This window comes from Wolbachia endosymbiont of Oedothorax gibbosus, assembly GCF_936270145.1.
Taxonomy (GTDB): Bacteria; Pseudomonadota; Alphaproteobacteria; order Rickettsiales; family Anaplasmataceae; genus Wolbachia.
Genome location: NZ_OW370537.1, coordinates 967,662 through 985,160, shown reverse-complemented (window position 1 = coordinate 985,160; position 17,499 = coordinate 967,662). Strand labels below are relative to the sequence as shown.

The following is a 17,499-nucleotide window of genomic DNA, read 5'->3' as shown; positions in this document are numbered from 1 at the left end:
ATAACCCAAACTAATACCAATCTCCACTAATAGATAGACAAATAGTAAAAACTACAAATAATTGAGGCTAGAAAGAATAAATATGTAGTTTATGGCAGGAAAAAGTAAAGCAATAGGAGAAGAACTATATAATCAATGCAAGTTAGAATTAAAAAAATATGGAATAAGAGGAGAGATAGGAAGAAGGTTACAAGCAATAATATCAGCAAAGGAGTATGGTATCTCAAAAGTTGCTAAAATATATAGAATTACGAGAACGACATTAATGAAATGGATTGCAAGATTTAAAGAAAAAGGTGTTATTGGGTTTGCAATACAGCCAGGGCGAGGACCTAAACCAAAACTGAACGAGGAGAAGAAGGAAAAAATAAGAGAGGTAATAGAAGAAGATGGGGCAAATCTGACTGCTAAAAAATTGCAAGGTATAGTTGAAGGAATGTTAGCTATCAAAGTAAGTGAGTCAACGGCGAGAAGGCTTATGAAGAAGCTAGGATTTACATATATCACACCTCGTCCAGCACATTATAAACAAGACAAAAACAAACAAGAGGAGTTCAAAAAAAATCTCAATGAAATTGTGGAAAAGAACCGGAAAAAGGAGGTTTTTTTTCGATGAATCGAGATTTGGAACGCACTCAAAAGTTGGACATGGATGGTTTAAAAAGGGCTCAAGAACACAAGTTAAAGTAAAAATCGGAAGAGAAAACTTCTATCTTTACAGCGCTGTAAATCCCAGGAATGGAGAGGATATTAGCCTACTTGCTCCACATGTAAACACAGATTGCATGAACATATTTTTGGAGCAGATGTCGAAAGATTTGGGGACTAGAGAAGCTTTTCTTATCATGGATTGCGCAAGTTGGCATAGGTCTAAAGGTTTAAAAACTCCTGAAAATATCACCATAATTTATTTGCCGCCGTACTCGCCTGAGCTCAATCCTGTGGAAAGATTTTGGCAACATTTAAAGGAAAATATAATAAAGAACAAGATGTATGACTCTATTAAATTACTTGAAAATGCTGTATCTGAATTTATTCGAGATATTACGGAAAGTTCGATCAAAACCATTTGCTCTGTGAATTATTTGTCTAGTTATTTATGAGGGTTGGTATAAGTAGAAAAAAGGTATAGCTATACCGCCGCGGATAGATCCCGCTACTTGTTAGCGGCTAAGAACCCCAGTTGCGGATTAGAAGTCAGTGAAAAAGATAGGGAAATAGGGTAAACTCCGGAAACATATTATCAAAAAGTAGAGAGGTTACCCATGAATAAAAATGTAACAGAATTATTTTGCTTTGTAGACGATTTTTGCAAGGCTATAAACAAAAATTTCGCAGAAAAACTCCTGCCAAACAGTAAAAAACCTACCAGAACGCCAGAGATTACGCATTCTGAAATTCTTACTATAATTTTACTTTATCAACAATCTAGATGTGAGGACTTTAAATCTTTCTATACATATTATTTGAAAGCACTATATGGATCTGAGTTTCAAAATTTGCCAACATATAGTAGATTTATTAGGCTAAAACCGAGGGTTTTATGGTATTTAGCATTACTTTTGCAATGGCTATGTGAGCAGTCGAAAATGACAGGGATTTCGTACATAGATGCAACATCTATCGCTGTTTGCCATCCAAAAAGAATCTCAAGAAACAAAGTTTTCAAAGGATTGGCAAAGCTTGGAAAGACTACATATGGCTGGTTTTTTGGTTTTAAATTGCATATGGTAATTAATGAAAAAGGTGAAATTCAAGGAGTTACACTTACTAAAGGTAACGTTGACGACAGAAAACCAGTACCAAAATTAACTGAAAAACTGACTGGTCTTTTGTTTGGTGATAAGGGCTATATAAAGAAAGAGCTCTTTGCAAAACTCTTCGATAGAGGACTAAAACTCGTTACCAAAGTAAAAAAAGGTATGAAAAACACATTAATGCTACTTGAAGAAAAGATTTTTTTAAGAAAAAGGTCGATTATTGAAACAGTTTTTGGCTACCTAAAAGACAGACTTGAGCTTGAGCATTCAAGGCACAGGTCTCCAATAAATTTCTTGGTGCACGTCTTTTCCACATTAGTTTCATATTCCATGAAGCCTAAAAAGCCCTGTATTTCTAGATTTTACTATATTGATTAATCCGCAACTGGGGTTAAGAGATACTGCGGCGGTATGATATAGGACTGCTGTCATTCTAGTGTCAGCCACTTGCATGACACCGTCATAAAGGAACCAGTGCCTGCTACTTGGATGAATGGCACTGTCATTATAAAGTGTCACGCGCTGGGATGATGAAGAAAGAGCGTAAGGCATTGTGTTTTACGTTGTGCATTTTATTAACTGACAGTATAAACAGCATCCTTACAATTATGGGCTTGAACCACAACTCGCTCAAGCGTTAAGCTGATGCGTTTAGCGTCTTTACTATGATTTTCCCCAAGAACACTTGTTCTTTCTCGTTTTATTTCCTCGATTAATTCCTTATTAACGCTTTCAGGGTCAATCTTTTCCTGAGAATATATAAGGTTAGTGCAATTTGTTTTTCTATAATAATGCACGCCAAGACATATAATTGATAATGCAAGTATACCAGAGCTTATAAGTAATGATAACCCTATGTTACTAATCAAAGGGTTTTGGTAAAATTTTTGTACACCATTAACACCATGTGTTGCAAGTAGCCCTAAAGGAAGTGCTACACTTGCAGCACCTACACCGGTCAACAATGTAGTAAATAATGGCCTATTGTTAATCACTGATTCTATTTTATTAGTTCTATTAACTACTTTTTCGTCAATGTTGATGAAGTCGTTTTTAGCTTCCCAAGCGTTAAGTACAAAATTTGAATGAGTGCCATTACTATATTCCAGCCTTACAGATTTTATCGCTTTGTCCTTTGGCTGGCATTCCAGCACTTCAGCTAAAATTTCATCTGCATTTTTTCCTTGAGTTTGATATTCTTCGGTATTTACAAACTGTTTTATTCCAAGAAACATTGGACTAATTGCAAGCAATGAAGCACCTGCAATAATCGGTACGATGGTATAGAGCGGACTGTTTGCAAAGAACGCAATAAATTTTGCTTTATCTTGTAAATATACTAAAGCTGCAGATGTGCTGAGTACAATGGCAGTTGCACTAAAAATTACAAAACCCTTCTGCTGCATGGCATATTTTGCTCTTGGCCAGATTCTGTTTGTTTTTTTGCTTTCTGAGAGCAAAGACTCTTCAGAGTCATTTGTACTTACATATGGTGGTAAAGTAGTTAAAGACGTATCTAAACTATTGCTGTGTTGACTTAATTTTTCATAAAAATTTTTCTCGCTTTCTTTCTTATCCCAAGGTGGATCAAATACTGTTTCTTTAGAAACCGATCTTCTCATTCCAGGGCTTTGATTATCTATTCCACTGTCTAAACTATCTTTTGAAGATGAACTTGCTAGTATTGGTGACGCATCAACATGAGTTGGCCCATCTTTTGTTTTAGAAGGGGGGGATGGTGGTACTATAGTATCAAGATTTAACAAAGTTCCGCTTATTGAAGTTCGATTTTTTTTTTGCAGAATTGATGGTGCTTTACCATCATCTTCCTGTTGATTTACAGACATATAAGTAGGATCCACTTCCTCATCATCTGATTCTTCATGTGACATTAGACTTCTTTCAAAATTGAGGGAGAGAGAGTAAGATCAAGTATTTGGAAGCATGAAATATAAGGAAATAGAAAAGTTAGAAACCCCAGTTGCGGATTAATCAATATAGTAAAATCTAGAAATACAGGGCTTTTTAGGCTTCATGGAATATGAAACTAATGTGGAAAAGACGTGCACCAAGAAATTTATTGGAGACCTGTGCCTTGAATGCTCAAGCTCAAGTCTGTCTTTTAGGTAGCCAAAAACTGTTTCAATAATCGACCTTTTTCTTAAAAAAATCTTTTCTTCAAGTAGCATTAATGTGTTTTTCATACCTTTTTTTACTTTGGTAACGAGTTTTAGTCCTCTATCGAAGAGTTTTGCAAAGAGCTCTTTCTTTATATAGCCCTTATCACCAAACAAAAGACCAGTCAGTTTTTCAGTTAATTTTGGTACTGGTTTTCTGTCGTCAACGTTACCTTTAGTAAGTGTAACTCCTTGAATTTCACCTTTTTCATTAATTACCATATGCAATTTAAAACCAAAAAACCAGCCATATGTAGTCTTTCCAAGCTTTGCCAATCCTTTGAAAACTTTGTTTCTTGAGATTCTTTTTGGATGGCAAACAGCGATAGATGTTGCATCTATGTACGAAATCCCTGTCATTTTCGACTGCTCACATAGCCATTGCAAAAGTAATGCTAAATACCATAAAACCCTCGGTTTTAGCCTAATAAATCTACTATATGTTGGCAAATTTTGAAACTCAGATCCATATAGTGCTTTCAAATAATATGTATAGAAAGATTTAAAGTCCTCACATCTAGATTGTTGATAAAGTAAAATTATAGTAAGAATTTCAGAATGCGTAATCTCTGGCGTTCTGGTAGGTTTTTTACTGTTTGGCAGGAGTTTTTCTGCGAAATTTTTGTTTATAGCCTTGCAAAAATCGTCTACAAAGCAAAATAATTCTGTTACATTTTTATTCATGGGTAACCTCTCTACTTTTTGATAATATGTTTCCGGAGTTTACCCTATTTCCCTATCTTTTTCACTGACTTCTAATCCGCAACTGGGGTTTAGAAGGAGAAAAGTTTCGACGTTTAACGGGGGTAAAAAAATCAACATTTAAGAGAATGGTAGAAATTCTAGATGAGGAGGATAAAAGGAAAAAAGCTAGAAGTGGAAGAAAAAGCAAACTTTGTATAGAAGATAGATTACTTATGGCACTGGAATATATGAGAGAATATCGTACATATTTTCATATAGGACAAAGTTATGGCATGAGTGAAAGCAACTGTTTTAAAATAATAAGGTGGGTAGAAGACACATTAATAAAACATCCAGATTTTGCATTACCAGGAAAAAAAGATCTATTAAATAGTAATGTAGAATACGAAGTTTTGGTAATAGATGGAACTGAAACAGCAGTAGAAAGGCCAAAAAAAAGCAAAAGCGCTTTTACTCTGGAAAGAAAAAAAGGCATACTATAAAAACACAAATAGTAACAGAGAAGAAGAGTAAAAAGGTCGTATGTACATCTTTCTCCAATGGTAGAAAACATGATTTTCGGATGTTTAGAGAATCAAAGATAGCAATATTACCGCAAACTAAGATCCTAGCTGATTCTGGTTACAGAGGAATGCAAAAGATACATAAAAATGTTGAATTACCACATAGAAGATCAAAAAAGAATCCTTTATCAAAGGAGAAAAAAGCAGAAAATAGATCTCTCTCTATACGAAGAGTGGTAGTTGAAAACGTAATCGGCTTATTGAAAAGGTTTAAAATCATTTCTGACAGATATAGAAATCGACGAAAACGTTTTGGCTTAAGATTTAATTTGATTGCCTCTATTCACAATAGAGAGCTCCTTTCATGAATTTTGAAAGAAGTCTATTCCCTGCACACGTGGTACTGCATTCGGTACACTTGAGATAGTTTTTTCTGCTTCTTCAGGCGATGGTAGATCTTTTAGTGTTATCTTGCTATTGTCACCTGTTTGTTCGTGAGAAGTTAATTTTACTGTTGATTTTTCGACTGACGCAGGCATATTCGCTCCAAAATTAATTACAATGCTCTTTTGATTACGCTATAGTTATTAAGATCTAGTAAATACCAATTTACAGATAATGTATCTGTTTAGCAGAGTGGCAAAATAAGGTAGACGAGAAAAGACAACTATAGGAACAAATGGGTGTCATCCCAGTGCCCAGACACTGGGATCCAGAGAATTTGATTGTGTACTATACAACATAAAAGCTGGATTCCAGTGTCAAGCACTGGAATGACATCACAGGGGCACTGGAATTTTTGTTTCAATATTTGTACATTAGCCATGCATCTGAACAGATACATTATTAGTATAGAAATTGTCTATCAAAGATCCTTTCATTGAGTGAGTCATCTTTGTCAAAAAGCAAAGTTATTGTGTTCTCATGGTCTTTTTGTATTTTTATCTGTGATATATCATGAAATTCTTTGTAATCTGATACTACAAGTGCTGGACGGTTTTTTGTGTCGTTAATATCAATTTGCACTACTCTATCATTTGAGATCAGTGCTCCATTCCAATGCCTTGGGTAATAGCTATTGATGGAAGTCAGTGCAAGTAAGTTTGAATTAAGTGGTAAAATTGGGCCACCGGCAGAGAAGTTATATGCAGTGCTGCCTGTGGGGGTAGATAATATTACTCCGTCCCCTCTAAATTTTTCTACTTTTAGCTTATCGTTGATAGTGATATTCATTTCTACTATTTGGTTTGCTTTTCTAAAAACATATACTTCGTTTACCGCTATATAGTGGTATTTCTTGCCACTTGTATCTGTGGCTTCCATTTTTAGCAAAGTTAACTGAGCTAAGGTTGCGTGCTCTATATGATCAATTAAATCTTTAAAGCATTTATTCATCAAAAATCCAACATTGCCAGTGTTTATCCCATACACATGCATGTTTTTATTTTCTATGACGTAATTGTGCAAAGTGCGTAGCATAAAGCCATCACCGCCAACAACTATCAGTAGATCAATTTCGGACTTATTTTCTTCTGTTATATTGATAAAATTAAGTTTCTTTAATAGTTTAGATACTTCCTGTGACTTTGGTGATGAAGAAGTAATATATCCTATGTTCTTATATTTATGCATCTAAAAAAGAAGCAAAAAACTAAAAAATATCCCCATATTTATCGTTAAACTTAGCTATTTTGCTAGTTTTATTTGTTGATCCACTTGCCAAACTTCCAGTCCATGCAGGGTGAACAAGAGGATCTCTATCAAGTTTTATCTTATCGCCTTCCTTTCCATAAGTGGAACGAGTTTCAAATTCTTGACCGTCTGTCATAACTATAATAATTTTATGATAATTCATTGTTGCTTATAAACTTTTAATCAGTTAACATTATAACTAACCCAACTATTAAGTCAATAATGAAAATGCTCGTATGATTGACAATTATCTATATTTATGCTATAATTTATTGTGTTAGTTTTTGAGAAATTTATGCTTGCTAAAACATATAAAAAAATAAAAACTATGATAATCAATAGTAAAGATGATCTGTGCTTTTATCTTAAAATGAATTTTACATACTGGCCATTATTCGTATTGTGTTTGGTTGTGAACCTTATGTGTTATGGTATACCAGATATAGCTAGTCTTAACTTCAATATACAGATAATCGGTCCGTTATCCTTGTTCCTTACGGTTTTATTATCAATGAGAATATTTGCTCTTGAGGAGCGCCATAAAATTAGCAGGTTAGAGAAAAAACAAAGTCAACAACCAAGCATAAATTTATTTTAAAGAGAGCTGTATTAATATATGTATATGATTTTCGCTTTCCCTGGTCAAGGCTCTCAGTTTGTAGGAATGGGAAAGAGCTTATGTAGTGAGTTTTCCGTTGCAAGACAAATATTTGATGAAGTAGATAGCATATTGGGTAGAAAGCTGTCTCATTTAATCTTCAACGGTCCTATTGAAGAATTAACCATTACAGAAAACGCTCAGCCAGCTATAATGGCAGTGTCAATCGCGACGCTACGTGTTATCGAGCATGTGTTTGGTGAATCTCTTTTTTCTAATTATGGAATTAAATATGTTTGTGGACATTCAGTCGGTGAATATACAGCGCTATGTGCTGCAGGGGCATTGACTCTTGAGTCTGCAATCAAGCTGCTAAAAGTTCGCAGCGAAGCAATGCATGAAGCTTCACTGAAATGTAAAGGTGGAATGGTCGCATTGCTCGGAGCAGAGATAAGCGAAGTGGAAGATATATTGAAATCAGCCCAAATTGATGGAGTTTGTGAAATTGCAAACGATAACGGTGGCGGACAAGTGGTTATAAGTGGCACTAGAGAAGCTCTTGAAATGTTACCTTATTCATTCAAAAATTCGAGTGTGAAGAAATTAATTAAATTACAGGTTAGTGGACCTTTTCATTCATCTCTTATGAAACCTGCTGATGAAAAAGTTTTGGAATTTTTGAAGGGTATTAAAATGACTCGCCCTATAGTTTCTTTGATATCAAATGTTACAGCTAAAGAGGAGAGTGATCCCAAAGTTATAAAAGCTTTACTTGCTAAACAAGTCATAAGCAGAGTGAAATGGAGAGAAATGGTTTTGTATATGGCAAGCCGTGGCATTAACAAATTTGTTGAAATTGGTCCTAATAAAGTTTTATCTAATCTAGTTAAAAGAATTGACCAATCTATCAGTACAAAAAATATAGATAGTATTGGTGATATTGACAGCTTCTTTAATGAATCATTAGTACTAACAGCGAAAAAAAAAGGTGCTTTTTGCTGAGCAGCCGAGAATAACTTGCAACTATCAGTTGCCCAGTATCCATGCGGGCCACGCAACACTCACGCACATAGACTTTATCGAGCGCGGAGGCATATTGAATATTATTCGTTTCACTTCACCAGCGTTCGCTGCTTCCAGCCTATCTGCTATGACTTTTATGTACCGATAATCATTATACTCACACCCCGGCACTACTGCTTGAAAACATAGTTCGATGAATTTGAGAAAGTTGATTTTATTCATGAGGATTGACTCTTTTAAAGATTTTATGTAGTTAGGTGGGTGGGTTAACACCCTCGCCTTAAGGCGAACACTTTAGTATAATATACTTTAGTATTAAATTTACTTTAGTATGGATTACAAACATGGTTCTCATAGTACATTTGATTTAAAGTACCATTTAGTATTTTGTACCAAGTACAGGTATAGAATACTTACAGGTCAAATAGCAGTTGTGCTAGGGAAATTATTAGAGAGGTGTGTACTGCAAATTATGTAGACGTTGTAAGTGGCAATATCACTCCTGATCATGTTCACATGTTAATCTCTATGTCCCCCAGCATAGCTCTGTCCAAATTAGTTCAATATATTAAAGGGAGTAGTAGTCGAAAATTATTCCAAGAATTCGAGCAGTTAAGAAAAAGATATTGGGGGCAGCACCTGTGGGCAAGAGGGTATTTTGCTGTTACAGTTGGTAATGTCAATGCAGCAGACGTACAGAAGTATATTGAAGAACAAGGAACTCACCAAAGGCATAACGATTTTAATATCTCAGAGTTTTGAAACTCATAATCTGCTTTACAAGCGTTTTTTCAAACCACCAGCTTTAGCTGGTTGTAATTGATTCACTAAATGATGAAAAGAAAGTTGAAGAGTTTAGAAAAAGTAAATTTTATAAAGATTTTTCTAGTTGTGCAAATTCAAAAAACTTTTGCATTCCTTCGTGGGCATTACAGGACGTGACGCTTAGTCCCCAAAAAGAAGAAAATAGACTCCAGCGGGCACCGGGATGACAAAGGAATTCCAGCGTCACGTGCTACCAGTAGTTGATTTACAGCATGGGAAGTTCATACAGTTGTGCCATAAATTGGGTGTCATAATATGATTAATTTTGGCGTGCGTGACCTTGAAAGATTGCAGTGCAATACTTAAATTATTAGGGTAGTAAGCAAATAATGGAGCTCAAAATGCATAATGTACAAGAAACTGAAAATTTAAAATTTGATGCTGAAGTAGGAAAAGTACTGAATATAGTGATTCATTCACTTTATACTAACAAGGATATTTTTCTGCGTGAGTTAATATCAAATGCATCGGATGCATGTGATAAGTTGCGTTATGAATCTCAACTAAATCCTAATTTGCTAGATTTGAGTGATGAATTAAAAATCACTATCAGCTCCAATAAAGATAAGAGCGAGCTATATATCATTGATAATGGCATCGGAATGAACAGACAAGATTTAATAGATAACCTTGGTACAATTGCCAGCTCTGGTACGCAAAAATTTTTGGACGCAATTAAGAGTAGCAAGGATTCAAGCCAAGCTGTGGAGCTGATTGGAAAGTTTGGTGTTGGTTTTTACTCAAGCTTTATGGTTGCATCGGAGGTGATAGTGGAATCAAGGAGAGCTGGAGAAGAAGAATCTTGGGTCTGGCAATCCAAAGGAGATGGAGAGTATTCGATAAGTAAATCAGATAATCAAGTTCCTCGCGGAACCAAAATTACGCTCATTATGCGCCCTGAAGAGAATGAGTTTTTAGATAAATTTCGTGTTGAAAACATTGTCACTACTTACTCTGATCACATAAATTTTCCTGTTGAATTCATAAATGAAGAAGGAAAAAGTGAAAAATTAAACAGTAAGGCTGCAATTTGGACTAAGCCAAAAAATGATGTTACTCAAGAGGAGCACAATGATTTTTTCCGCAGTGTTGCTCATGTTGGCGGGGAGCCTTGGATGATATTGCATAATAAAAATGAAGGTGCAATAGAATATACAAATTTGCTTTATGTTTCCTCTATTAAACCTTTTGATTTATTTCATCCAGATAGACGTTGCTCTGTTAAGTTATATGTAAATAAAGTATTTATCACTGAAGATAACGTACAGATCATACCGCAGTATTTACGTTTTCTGAAAGGTATTGTTGATTCACCGGACTTGCCTCTTAATATCAGCAGAGAAACGTTGCAGAATAATCGTGTTGTTGAGCAAATCAGGAAATCCCTCACTAAACGCGCGATATCAGAGCTCGGTAAAAAGGCAAAAGAGAATTTAGAGGAGTACACAAAATTCTGGACCAATTTCGGTGCAGTTTTAAAGGAAGGTCTTTGTGAAGCTATGCCAACTGATGAGAGAGAAGCACTGCTCTCAATTTGCAGATTTCATAGCACTGGTGATGAGAAATTAGTCAGCATTGATGACTATATAAGCAGAATGAAGCCTGAGCAGGAGCATATCTATTATCTCACCGGAAATAGCCTCGATTCAGTGAAAAACAGTCCGCAACTTGAGGGGTTCGTCAGTAAAGGACTAGAAGTGCTCCTATTTGTTGATCCAGTTGATGATTTCTGGACTAGCGTAATTCATGAATATAAAGATCAAAAATTTAAGTCTGTGACCCGCGCTGATGTTGATTTAGAAAAATTCTCTTCAGAAGAAGATAAAAAAGATGAAGAAAATAAGCAAGATGAAGAAAAGACTGAAGAAACTATACTGCAATATTTCACCAAAGTTCTTGGCAGTTCAGTGAAAAGCGTAAAGATCTCTAAAAAATTGACTGACAGTCCTGTATGTCTAGCGGTTGATGAAGGCGCTATGGATCTTCGCATGGAGCGTTTTTTGCGTGAACAAAAGCAGCTAAATTACCGCACGCCAAAGGTGCTCGAAATCAACACTAGGCATCCTGTAATAAAAAGTATAATGAAATCTTATGCTGAAAGTGGTGAAAACCCAACATTGGAAGACATGATTCATTTATTATTTTACCAAGCTTGCATCGTGGAAGGTGAAGAGATGGATGATGTAAGTCTGTTTGCTAAGAGAGTTAATAATTTGCTTGGCAAGATTTCTGTTTAATGCTATACTTAGCTTAGCTATTAATTAGGGGTAAAACATGTTTGGTTCCAATTTTAGAGACTTTGTATCACAGGATGCAACTTCACAGGGCCAATCAAGCTCGGAAAGATTAATCGAAAGTTGGCATGGTTTTGAAAAACCAGATTCTGAAGATTCGTAACCGTTTACGCAATTGCGTCAACTTAAGGACCATTTTAGACTTCTTTGTTGAAATAAAACAGCAACAAAAGTGCTATTTATTGCAGCTTTTTTTAAGCTTACAATTTTGGCTTAATTTGACATATATGGTAGACTGTGTGGGCGACTCTTCACTTAAACAATAGTTATGTAAGAATTTCCTCTTAAGCCTTTAGCTCCTCAAACACCTCACTTGCTCTATTTAAAACAGAATCAGGAAAACCAGCAAGTTTTGCCACATGTATTCCATATGACTCATCTGCAATGCCTTCAATTACTTCATGTAGAAAGATAACCTCTCCGTTCCACTCTCTTATTTTTACACAAAAACATTTCACGTTCTTCAAGTATTTGCTTACTTTAGTTAATTCATGATAATGAGTTGCAAAAATGGCGCGGCACTTATTTACATTGTGAATATGTTCAATCACCGCCTGTGCAATAGATAATCCATCATATACCCCTGTGCCCCTACCAATTTCATCAAGTATCACTAAGGAACGGTCTGTTGCCTGATTTACTATCGTTGCTGTTTCGATCATCTCTACCATGAAGGTGGAATAACCAGCTGTTATATTATCTGTTGCACCAACCCTGCTAAATATTTTGTCAATCACTCCAATATGTGCACTCTCTGCTGGCACAAACGATCCCATATGAGCTAAAACTGCAATGAGAGCGTTTTGCCTCAAGAAAGTGCTTTTTCCAGCCATATTAGGCCCAGTAATTAGATGTATACCAGCTAAATTGATGCTATTTGCAATAAATTTATCGTTAACTTCAACCACTGGATGTCTTCCGCTACAGATATTGAACTCTTTGCTGTCATCAATGATGGGTTTTACGTAATTATTTTGCACTGCAAGCTCTGCAAACGCGGTTCTAATATCAAGTTTTGCCAAAGCATTTGCAGCAAGAGCAATTTTTTCAGATTCTTTAGCAATTTCACTACACAGTTCACTAAAAATTTTCATTTCTAAGCTAATCACAGCATCACGTGCTGTAAGAATTTTATTTTCTAACTCTTTCAATTCATTAGTAGTGTAGCGCATGCTATTTGCTAGGCTTTGCCTATGAATAAATATGTCCGAAGTTATTTTGTGATTTGCTGACACTTCAACGTAATAACCAAGTATGTTGTTGTGCAATATTTTTAGTGCAGCAATACCAGTTAGGTCGCGATAAGATTCACGGAGTTTGGTTATCAGTTTATTACTATTATTTAATATGTAGGATAACTCAGATAGTTCCTGGTTATATTTTGGATTAATAAACCCTCCTTCTTTCATGGAACTAAGGTTGTTATTAAGCACAGCATTATCTAAAAGCTCAAATAGGTCTTTATGATTGCCAAGGCTTTTATGTATTGTGCTGAGTTCACTCTCTTCACTATTTATCACCTGAGTAGTAGTGGTCAAGCACTGGAATGACATCTCTGCTGGTTCTTCACTTAAACAATAATTATGCAAGGTAGACAAAAGCTCAGACAACTCTAAAGTTTTTCCTAGGCCTATTTTTAATAGATTCATATCCTTTGGTGAACCACGCCTTAGTATTAAGCGCGACAATGACCTCTCAATGTCTGGAATGTTAGATAATATCTCTCGTATTTTTCTGCGTGGCTCATGATTGTTTACAAAAAATTGAGCGGTGCTGAGCCTTAGGTTAATCGCCTTAGAACAAGCAAGGGGTGAAGCGAGCATTTGTTTGAGCAGGCGTCCACCAGAAGCTGTAACTGTGTGATCAATAACTGAAATGAGTGAACCTTTCTTTTCACCAAATTGAGTTGAAAACAACTCAAGATTTCTCCTTGCTGAAGCATCAATAAGCATGAAATTTTGTTGCTTATAGGTTTTTGGAAATTCAAGCCTTGGAATGGAGCCCCTTTGTGTTACTCTGACATATTCAAGCAGCGCACCGCACGCCATGATTTCTACTTTGCTGAAATTTCCTATACTCCCAAGTTCTCTGATTTTATAAAACTCGCATAACGTTCTGTGAGATTTACTATACTCAAAAAAGCTCTGTGCGTGTTGTGTAATTGATATTTTATAATTTTTTAAAATTGATCTAATTTTTTCATCCTCAATGAACTTTTCAGAAATTAATAATTCTCTCGGTGATATACGCAATAAATCACTATCTAGAGCTTTCAAACTCGTTAAAGTGTGAAAAAATTTTCCCGTTGATAATTCAAGCCAAGCAATAGCATATTCGCCATTTTGTTCAACTATGGACGCGAGATAATTATTGCTTTTATCCTCCAGTAGCGAATCTTCAATAATTGTGCCTGGAGTTACAATTCGCACTATATCGCGTTTTACTATAGATTTATAGCCCCTCCTTTTTGCTTCATCGGCAGTTTCTAATTGGTCACAGATTGCTACTTTGAATCCTAAATTGATTAGCTTGTTCAGGTAAGATTCGCTACTGTGTGCTGGTACTCCACACATTGGTATTTCTTGCCCATTTGAATTGCCCCTCTTGGTTAGCACTATATTCAGCAATTTCGCAGCTTTAATAGCATCATCGAAAAACAACTCATAAAAATCTCCTAGCCTATAAAATAGCAAATGATCCTTGTATTGAGCTTTCAGGTTCAAATATTGTTCCATCACAGGGGTGTTTCTTTCTTTCATAAAGCTCATAATATTTTTTAATATATTGTATTGATAAACGTTATTATAGATTATATTGCAAATACATAAAATTTAAATAGGTGTATAGAAGGACGTTGAGCAAAATTTAAAACAATTAAATTTCCTGGATCCAAGGTCAGGGCACTTGGATGACACCCTCCTTGTATGTATTATAGCTAAAGTGACTTACGACAATTTGAAAAACCGTCATTCCGCTACTAGTTAGCGGAATCTATACCGCGCATAGCTGTACGAACATTCATTTTTGAAGACAGCAAATGGTGTCATGCAAGTAGCTGACACTGGGGTGACATCATGCGTTTGAAGCAACTTATAAGATTTTTGACTATATATTATCAAGTATAGCGTGATTAACTTCAACTTTATACTTTGATTCCAGGTAGCTAATTAATTGCTCTTTTAGCGATATCATCACACGTTTTCCGGTGTCAAGCGTGTTTAATTTACCATTTGATGAATGCATTTCTTTTAGAACACCTATTATAATTTCATTATTGTATTGAATAGGGTCTGTCACTGAACTAGTTGTTTTCATATTAAAAATCTCTTCTACAAAAGAAAAGGGGTAGTTTTGTTCATTGCGGTGCATCTGCTGATCTTTAACTAATTCCATACCTTGAATTTCTTCCAAATCTGTTTTTTCTCTTAGTTGAGCTGCAACCTCTTGCCCAATTTTAAACATTCTTTCTTTTATAAACTCACTACGCCAAAGCTCTACTGCTGATGCCCTACCTTCTTCAAAACTTTGCAATTTGGGTGGAACGATATCGACGATTTTTACACTAACAACAGCGTCTCCAACGCCCTTAAAATAACCTTTCTGGTCCTTTTCTCGCGAAAAAATGAAAGAAATCAACTCACCAGAATCTCCTATGTTATTACCGTTTTGATCTTTTCCACTCGCATCTACTGGACCAATAGTTTGTATAGGTAAATTATATTCACTCAATATTTCTTCGATTGCTGAACCATTGTATATCTTAGAGTTCACTTGGTTTATGAAATCATTAACTCTTTCAAAAGACTTTTGGTTAATTAAAACTGCCTTTATGTCTTTTTTTAAATCAACTAAGTCTTCATCAGAAATTTGATGCGCACTTTCCACTTTTATTATGTGCCAACCAAAACTGCTTGCTAAAACTCCACTTACTTCACCTACTTTAAGAGCAAACACCTTCTCTCTCATGTCTTCCAGTAGAAAATCCTTAGTTATATTATTTACTCTGGTTTCCTCAAGTTCTGCTTTGCCAAACTCTTTTACTATCTGTTCAAAGCTTGTTTTACCCTCCTCAAATGCTCTTTTTGCTGTCTCAGCTTCTTCTTTAGTAGAAAATATTACATTAAATATATCTCTTTGATCTTTAAGTTCCTGTTGTTCTATTATGCCATCAACTTCTTCATCTGAGATCTTGATTTGATCTTCAAAATACTTTTGGCCTAGGGAAATATATTGCGCAGTTCGATACTCAGGATAATAAAAATGGGATTTATTTCTTTCATACAAATCAAGTAATGCTTGATCATCTGGTTCAGGAATGTTTGTAACTGCATCTTCAGTTATTTTAACAATATCAACCACTCTAGTTTGGTAGCGACTTTTGTATATCTGCTCATCAACTCTCTCGCCAAAAGTTACCGGATAATTATCTTTAAATAACGAAGTCATGAACATCATTGCAGGCAGAACTTTCTCTAGCTTTGCTATATACTCTTTCTCTGTCATATGCAGGTCATTTAGCGTTTCATGGAATTTATTTTTGTCAAATTCGCCTTTATCATTTTGAAAGTATTTGGTATTTTTAATATGGTTTTTTATAGACTCTTCTCCAATTGTCAACCCCAGCTCACTAATTAGGTTAAACAATAGTTTTTGCTCTATAAGTGCGTTAAGCAAATCATATTTCAGCTTTTTTACTTGTTCTCTACTCGCATCAGATCGAGAAATTTGCTTTTCATAATTTTGATATAGTGATTTATACTCATCTGACGTTATAACTTCTTTTCCAACCCTAGCTACCTCTTCTTTTTCATCATCACCTGATAAAAGGTTGCCAATTCCCATGAAGACTAATAAGCAAGCTAAAAGGACAACGATTACTTTAGTGAAAAAATTTTTAACATTCATTTTAAACTCAGTTAATTAATGGTTAATTATAGAATAGTGATAATTTAATTCTTGTAAACCTGTTGCTTTATTAGTTAATATATATAATATGTTAACTTAAAACTCAACCCTCTTCTTAAATAGAAACATATGTTTAACTGAGTTATATTATACCTTAAGAAGGGGAAATATGCTAAAACGTAAGCGCATTTAATTAACTTAAGAGGTGGGAAGTGACAAACAACAAGTCATTGAATGACAAAATTAATGCTTTTTTAGTTTTAATAGCTTATATTTTAGCTCTGTATAACAGTAAGGGATACTTTAAATGGGAGATGCTTTTTTGATGCCAATGGAATCTTCTAAGGGCAATAACGATAGAAATAAACAGTTTCTAATGCAAATAGCTGCTTGGTTAGTAGACAACACTGGTTTAACTTTTAATCAAATAGCACAATGCTGTAGGTTGGCCATTGAAGAGGTACAAGACATAGCTGATGAGGAAATAGAAGTTGAAAAATATAACCCTATTATTTCTGGGGTAATTACTGAAAAAGAAATCGATGATTGCAAAAAAAATTCAAACCGTGTACCAAATTTGATTATAAAAAATATAAAAAAAAGGAGTAAGGCGATTGGTAGCATTCTTGGCTTTGCTTCTACGGCAAGGCGTAGAGATAAACCTGATGCGATTTATTATCTAGTAAAAAAATTTCCTATTTTGAACAATAACGTTATAGCTAAATTAATTAGTACAACAAATTACACAGTTGAGCAGGTAAAAGATGGATCTCATCATAACATGCAAAATATAAAACCCCAAGATCCTGTACTACTTGGCTTATGTAGCCAAGAAAATTTAGAAGCAGAAGTGGAAAAAGCAAAAGTAGAAAAAGAGAAGCAAGAAAGGTTAAAAAATATAAAGAATAGCTATTAAGGATTCTCAAATTTTTGTGCTTTGTTAACATTAAATTAACTTGACTTGCTGGTGTTTATTAGTATAATATAAGTAAAGTGCGGGGCTTAATGACAATTAAG

General features: G+C 34.9%; 13 protein-coding genes and 5 pseudogenes. 10 read left to right on the top strand and 8 right to left on the bottom strand.

What is annotated here, in order from left to right; genetic code table 11:
• Positions 1-91: 91 nt before the first annotated feature.
• Positions 92-1,103 (top strand): IS630 family transposase gene (locus NBW37_RS04790; RefSeq protein ID WP_250295836.1). Its coding sequence is split into 2 segments (ribosomal slippage): positions 92-604 and positions 606-1,103, totalling 1,011 coding nucleotides; the frame shifts between segments, so codons are not numbered across the junction.
• A 162-nt stretch (positions 1,104-1,265) separates the two neighbouring features.
• Positions 1,266-2,138: an IS982 family transposase gene (locus NBW37_RS04785; RefSeq protein WP_250295817.1), complete on the top strand. Its 873-nt coding sequence runs from the start codon at positions 1,266-1,268 to the stop codon at positions 2,136-2,138.
• A gap of 197 nt (positions 2,139-2,335) precedes the next feature.
• Here NBW37_RS04785 and NBW37_RS04780 read toward each other — a convergent pair whose 3' ends face one another.
• Both NBW37_RS04780 and NBW37_RS04775 read right to left on the bottom strand, forming a co-directional pair.
• The gene (locus NBW37_RS04780; protein WP_250295946.1) at positions 2,336-3,652 is read right to left on the bottom strand and encodes a hypothetical protein; all 1,317 of its coding nucleotides are present in this window, start codon (positions 3,650-3,652) and stop codon (positions 2,336-2,338) included.
• Positions 3,653-3,748: 96 nt separating this feature from the next.
• Positions 3,749-4,621: an IS982 family transposase gene (locus NBW37_RS04775; protein ID WP_250295817.1), complete on the bottom strand. Its 873-nt coding sequence runs from the start codon at positions 4,619-4,621 to the stop codon at positions 3,749-3,751.
• A 74-nt stretch (positions 4,622-4,695) separates the two neighbouring features.
• On the opposite strand from NBW37_RS04775, the gene NBW37_RS04770 reads away from it, so the two are divergent.
• A protein-coding gene (locus NBW37_RS04770; RefSeq protein ID WP_250296999.1) for an IS5 family transposase occupies positions 4,696-5,513 on the top strand; the annotation gives its coding sequence in 2 pieces (ribosomal slippage) (positions 4,696-5,074 and positions 5,074-5,513; 819 coding nt in all).
• On the opposite strand, the gene NBW37_RS04765 is transcribed toward NBW37_RS04770, so the two are convergent.
• Entirely contained in the window at positions 5,508-5,684 is a 177-nt protein-coding gene (locus tag NBW37_RS04765) for a hypothetical protein (RefSeq protein WP_250295945.1), read from the bottom strand. The two genes, NBW37_RS04770 and NBW37_RS04765, sit on opposite strands and share 6 nt — an antisense overlap.
• A 146-nt stretch (positions 5,685-5,830) precedes the next feature.
• Here NBW37_RS04765 and NBW37_RS07890 point away from each other — a divergent pair.
• A pseudogene (locus NBW37_RS07890) lies at positions 5,831-5,930 on the top strand (WPE palindromic element domain-containing protein); the annotation flags it as partial.
• Positions 5,931-5,991: 61 nt separating this feature from the next.
• On the opposite strand, the gene NBW37_RS04760 reads toward NBW37_RS07890, so the two are convergent.
• The gene (locus tag NBW37_RS04760) at positions 5,992-6,777 is read right to left on the bottom strand and encodes an NAD kinase (RefSeq protein ID WP_250295944.1); all 786 of its coding nucleotides are present in this window, start codon (positions 6,775-6,777) and stop codon (positions 5,992-5,994) included.
• 19 nt (positions 6,778-6,796) lie between these two features.
• Positions 6,797-7,000 (bottom strand): 50S ribosomal protein L31, encoded by a 204-nt coding sequence (rpmE, locus tag NBW37_RS04755; RefSeq protein ID WP_250295943.1) that lies wholly within the window; start codon positions 6,998-7,000, stop codon positions 6,797-6,799.
• A 459-nt stretch (positions 7,001-7,459) separates the two neighbouring features.
• Between rpmE and fabD the strand changes: the two genes are divergently transcribed.
• Positions 7,460-8,437, top strand: a complete 978-nt coding sequence (gene fabD / locus NBW37_RS04750; RefSeq protein ID WP_250295942.1) for an ACP S-malonyltransferase — start codon at positions 7,460-7,462, stop codon at positions 8,435-8,437.
• Here the strand turns inward: fabD and NBW37_RS07770 are convergent.
• Positions 8,424-8,680 (bottom strand): annotated as a pseudogene (locus NBW37_RS07770) (phage terminase large subunit); the annotation flags it as partial. The gene fabD and the pseudogene NBW37_RS07770 sit on opposite strands and share 14 nt — an antisense overlap.
• Before the next feature lie 109 nt (positions 8,681-8,789).
• Between NBW37_RS07770 and tnpA the strand changes: the two are divergent.
• From tnpA to NBW37_RS07640, 4 genes and pseudogenes are all read left to right on the top strand, one after another.
• A pseudogene (gene tnpA / locus NBW37_RS04740) lies at positions 8,790-9,220 on the top strand (IS200/IS605 family transposase).
• Between the two features lie 62 nt (positions 9,221-9,282).
• Positions 9,283-9,450: pseudogene (locus tag NBW37_RS07885) on the top strand (alpha/beta hydrolase family protein); the annotation flags it as partial.
• Positions 9,451-9,624: 174 nt separating this feature from the next.
• On the top strand, positions 9,625-11,520 hold the full coding sequence (gene htpG, locus NBW37_RS04735) for a molecular chaperone HtpG (protein WP_250295939.1): 1,896 nt from the start codon (positions 9,625-9,627) through the stop codon (positions 11,518-11,520).
• A gap of 37 nt (positions 11,521-11,557) precedes the next feature.
• Complete coding sequence (locus NBW37_RS07640; RefSeq protein ID WP_256466257.1) at positions 11,558-11,680, top strand: hypothetical protein; 123 nt, start codon at positions 11,558-11,560, stop codon at positions 11,678-11,680.
• Between the two features lie 181 nt (positions 11,681-11,861).
• Here the strand turns inward: NBW37_RS07640 and mutS are convergent, their stop codons facing one another.
• Together mutS and NBW37_RS04725 are read right to left on the bottom strand one after the other, a co-directional pair.
• A complete protein-coding gene (gene mutS / locus NBW37_RS04730; protein WP_250295938.1) occupies positions 11,862-14,345 on the bottom strand; it encodes a DNA mismatch repair protein MutS in 2,484 nt (827 codons plus the stop codon).
• A 337-nt stretch (positions 14,346-14,682) separates the two neighbouring features.
• Positions 14,683-16,485: pseudogene (locus tag NBW37_RS04725) on the bottom strand (peptidylprolyl isomerase); the annotation flags it as partial.
• 304 nt (positions 16,486-16,789) lie between these two features.
• Here NBW37_RS04725 and NBW37_RS04720 point away from each other — a divergent pair.
• A complete protein-coding gene (locus tag NBW37_RS04720; protein ID WP_250295936.1) occupies positions 16,790-17,398 on the top strand; it encodes a cell cycle transcriptional regulator TrcR in 609 nt (202 codons plus the stop codon).
• Positions 17,399-17,499 lie beyond the last annotated feature (101 nt).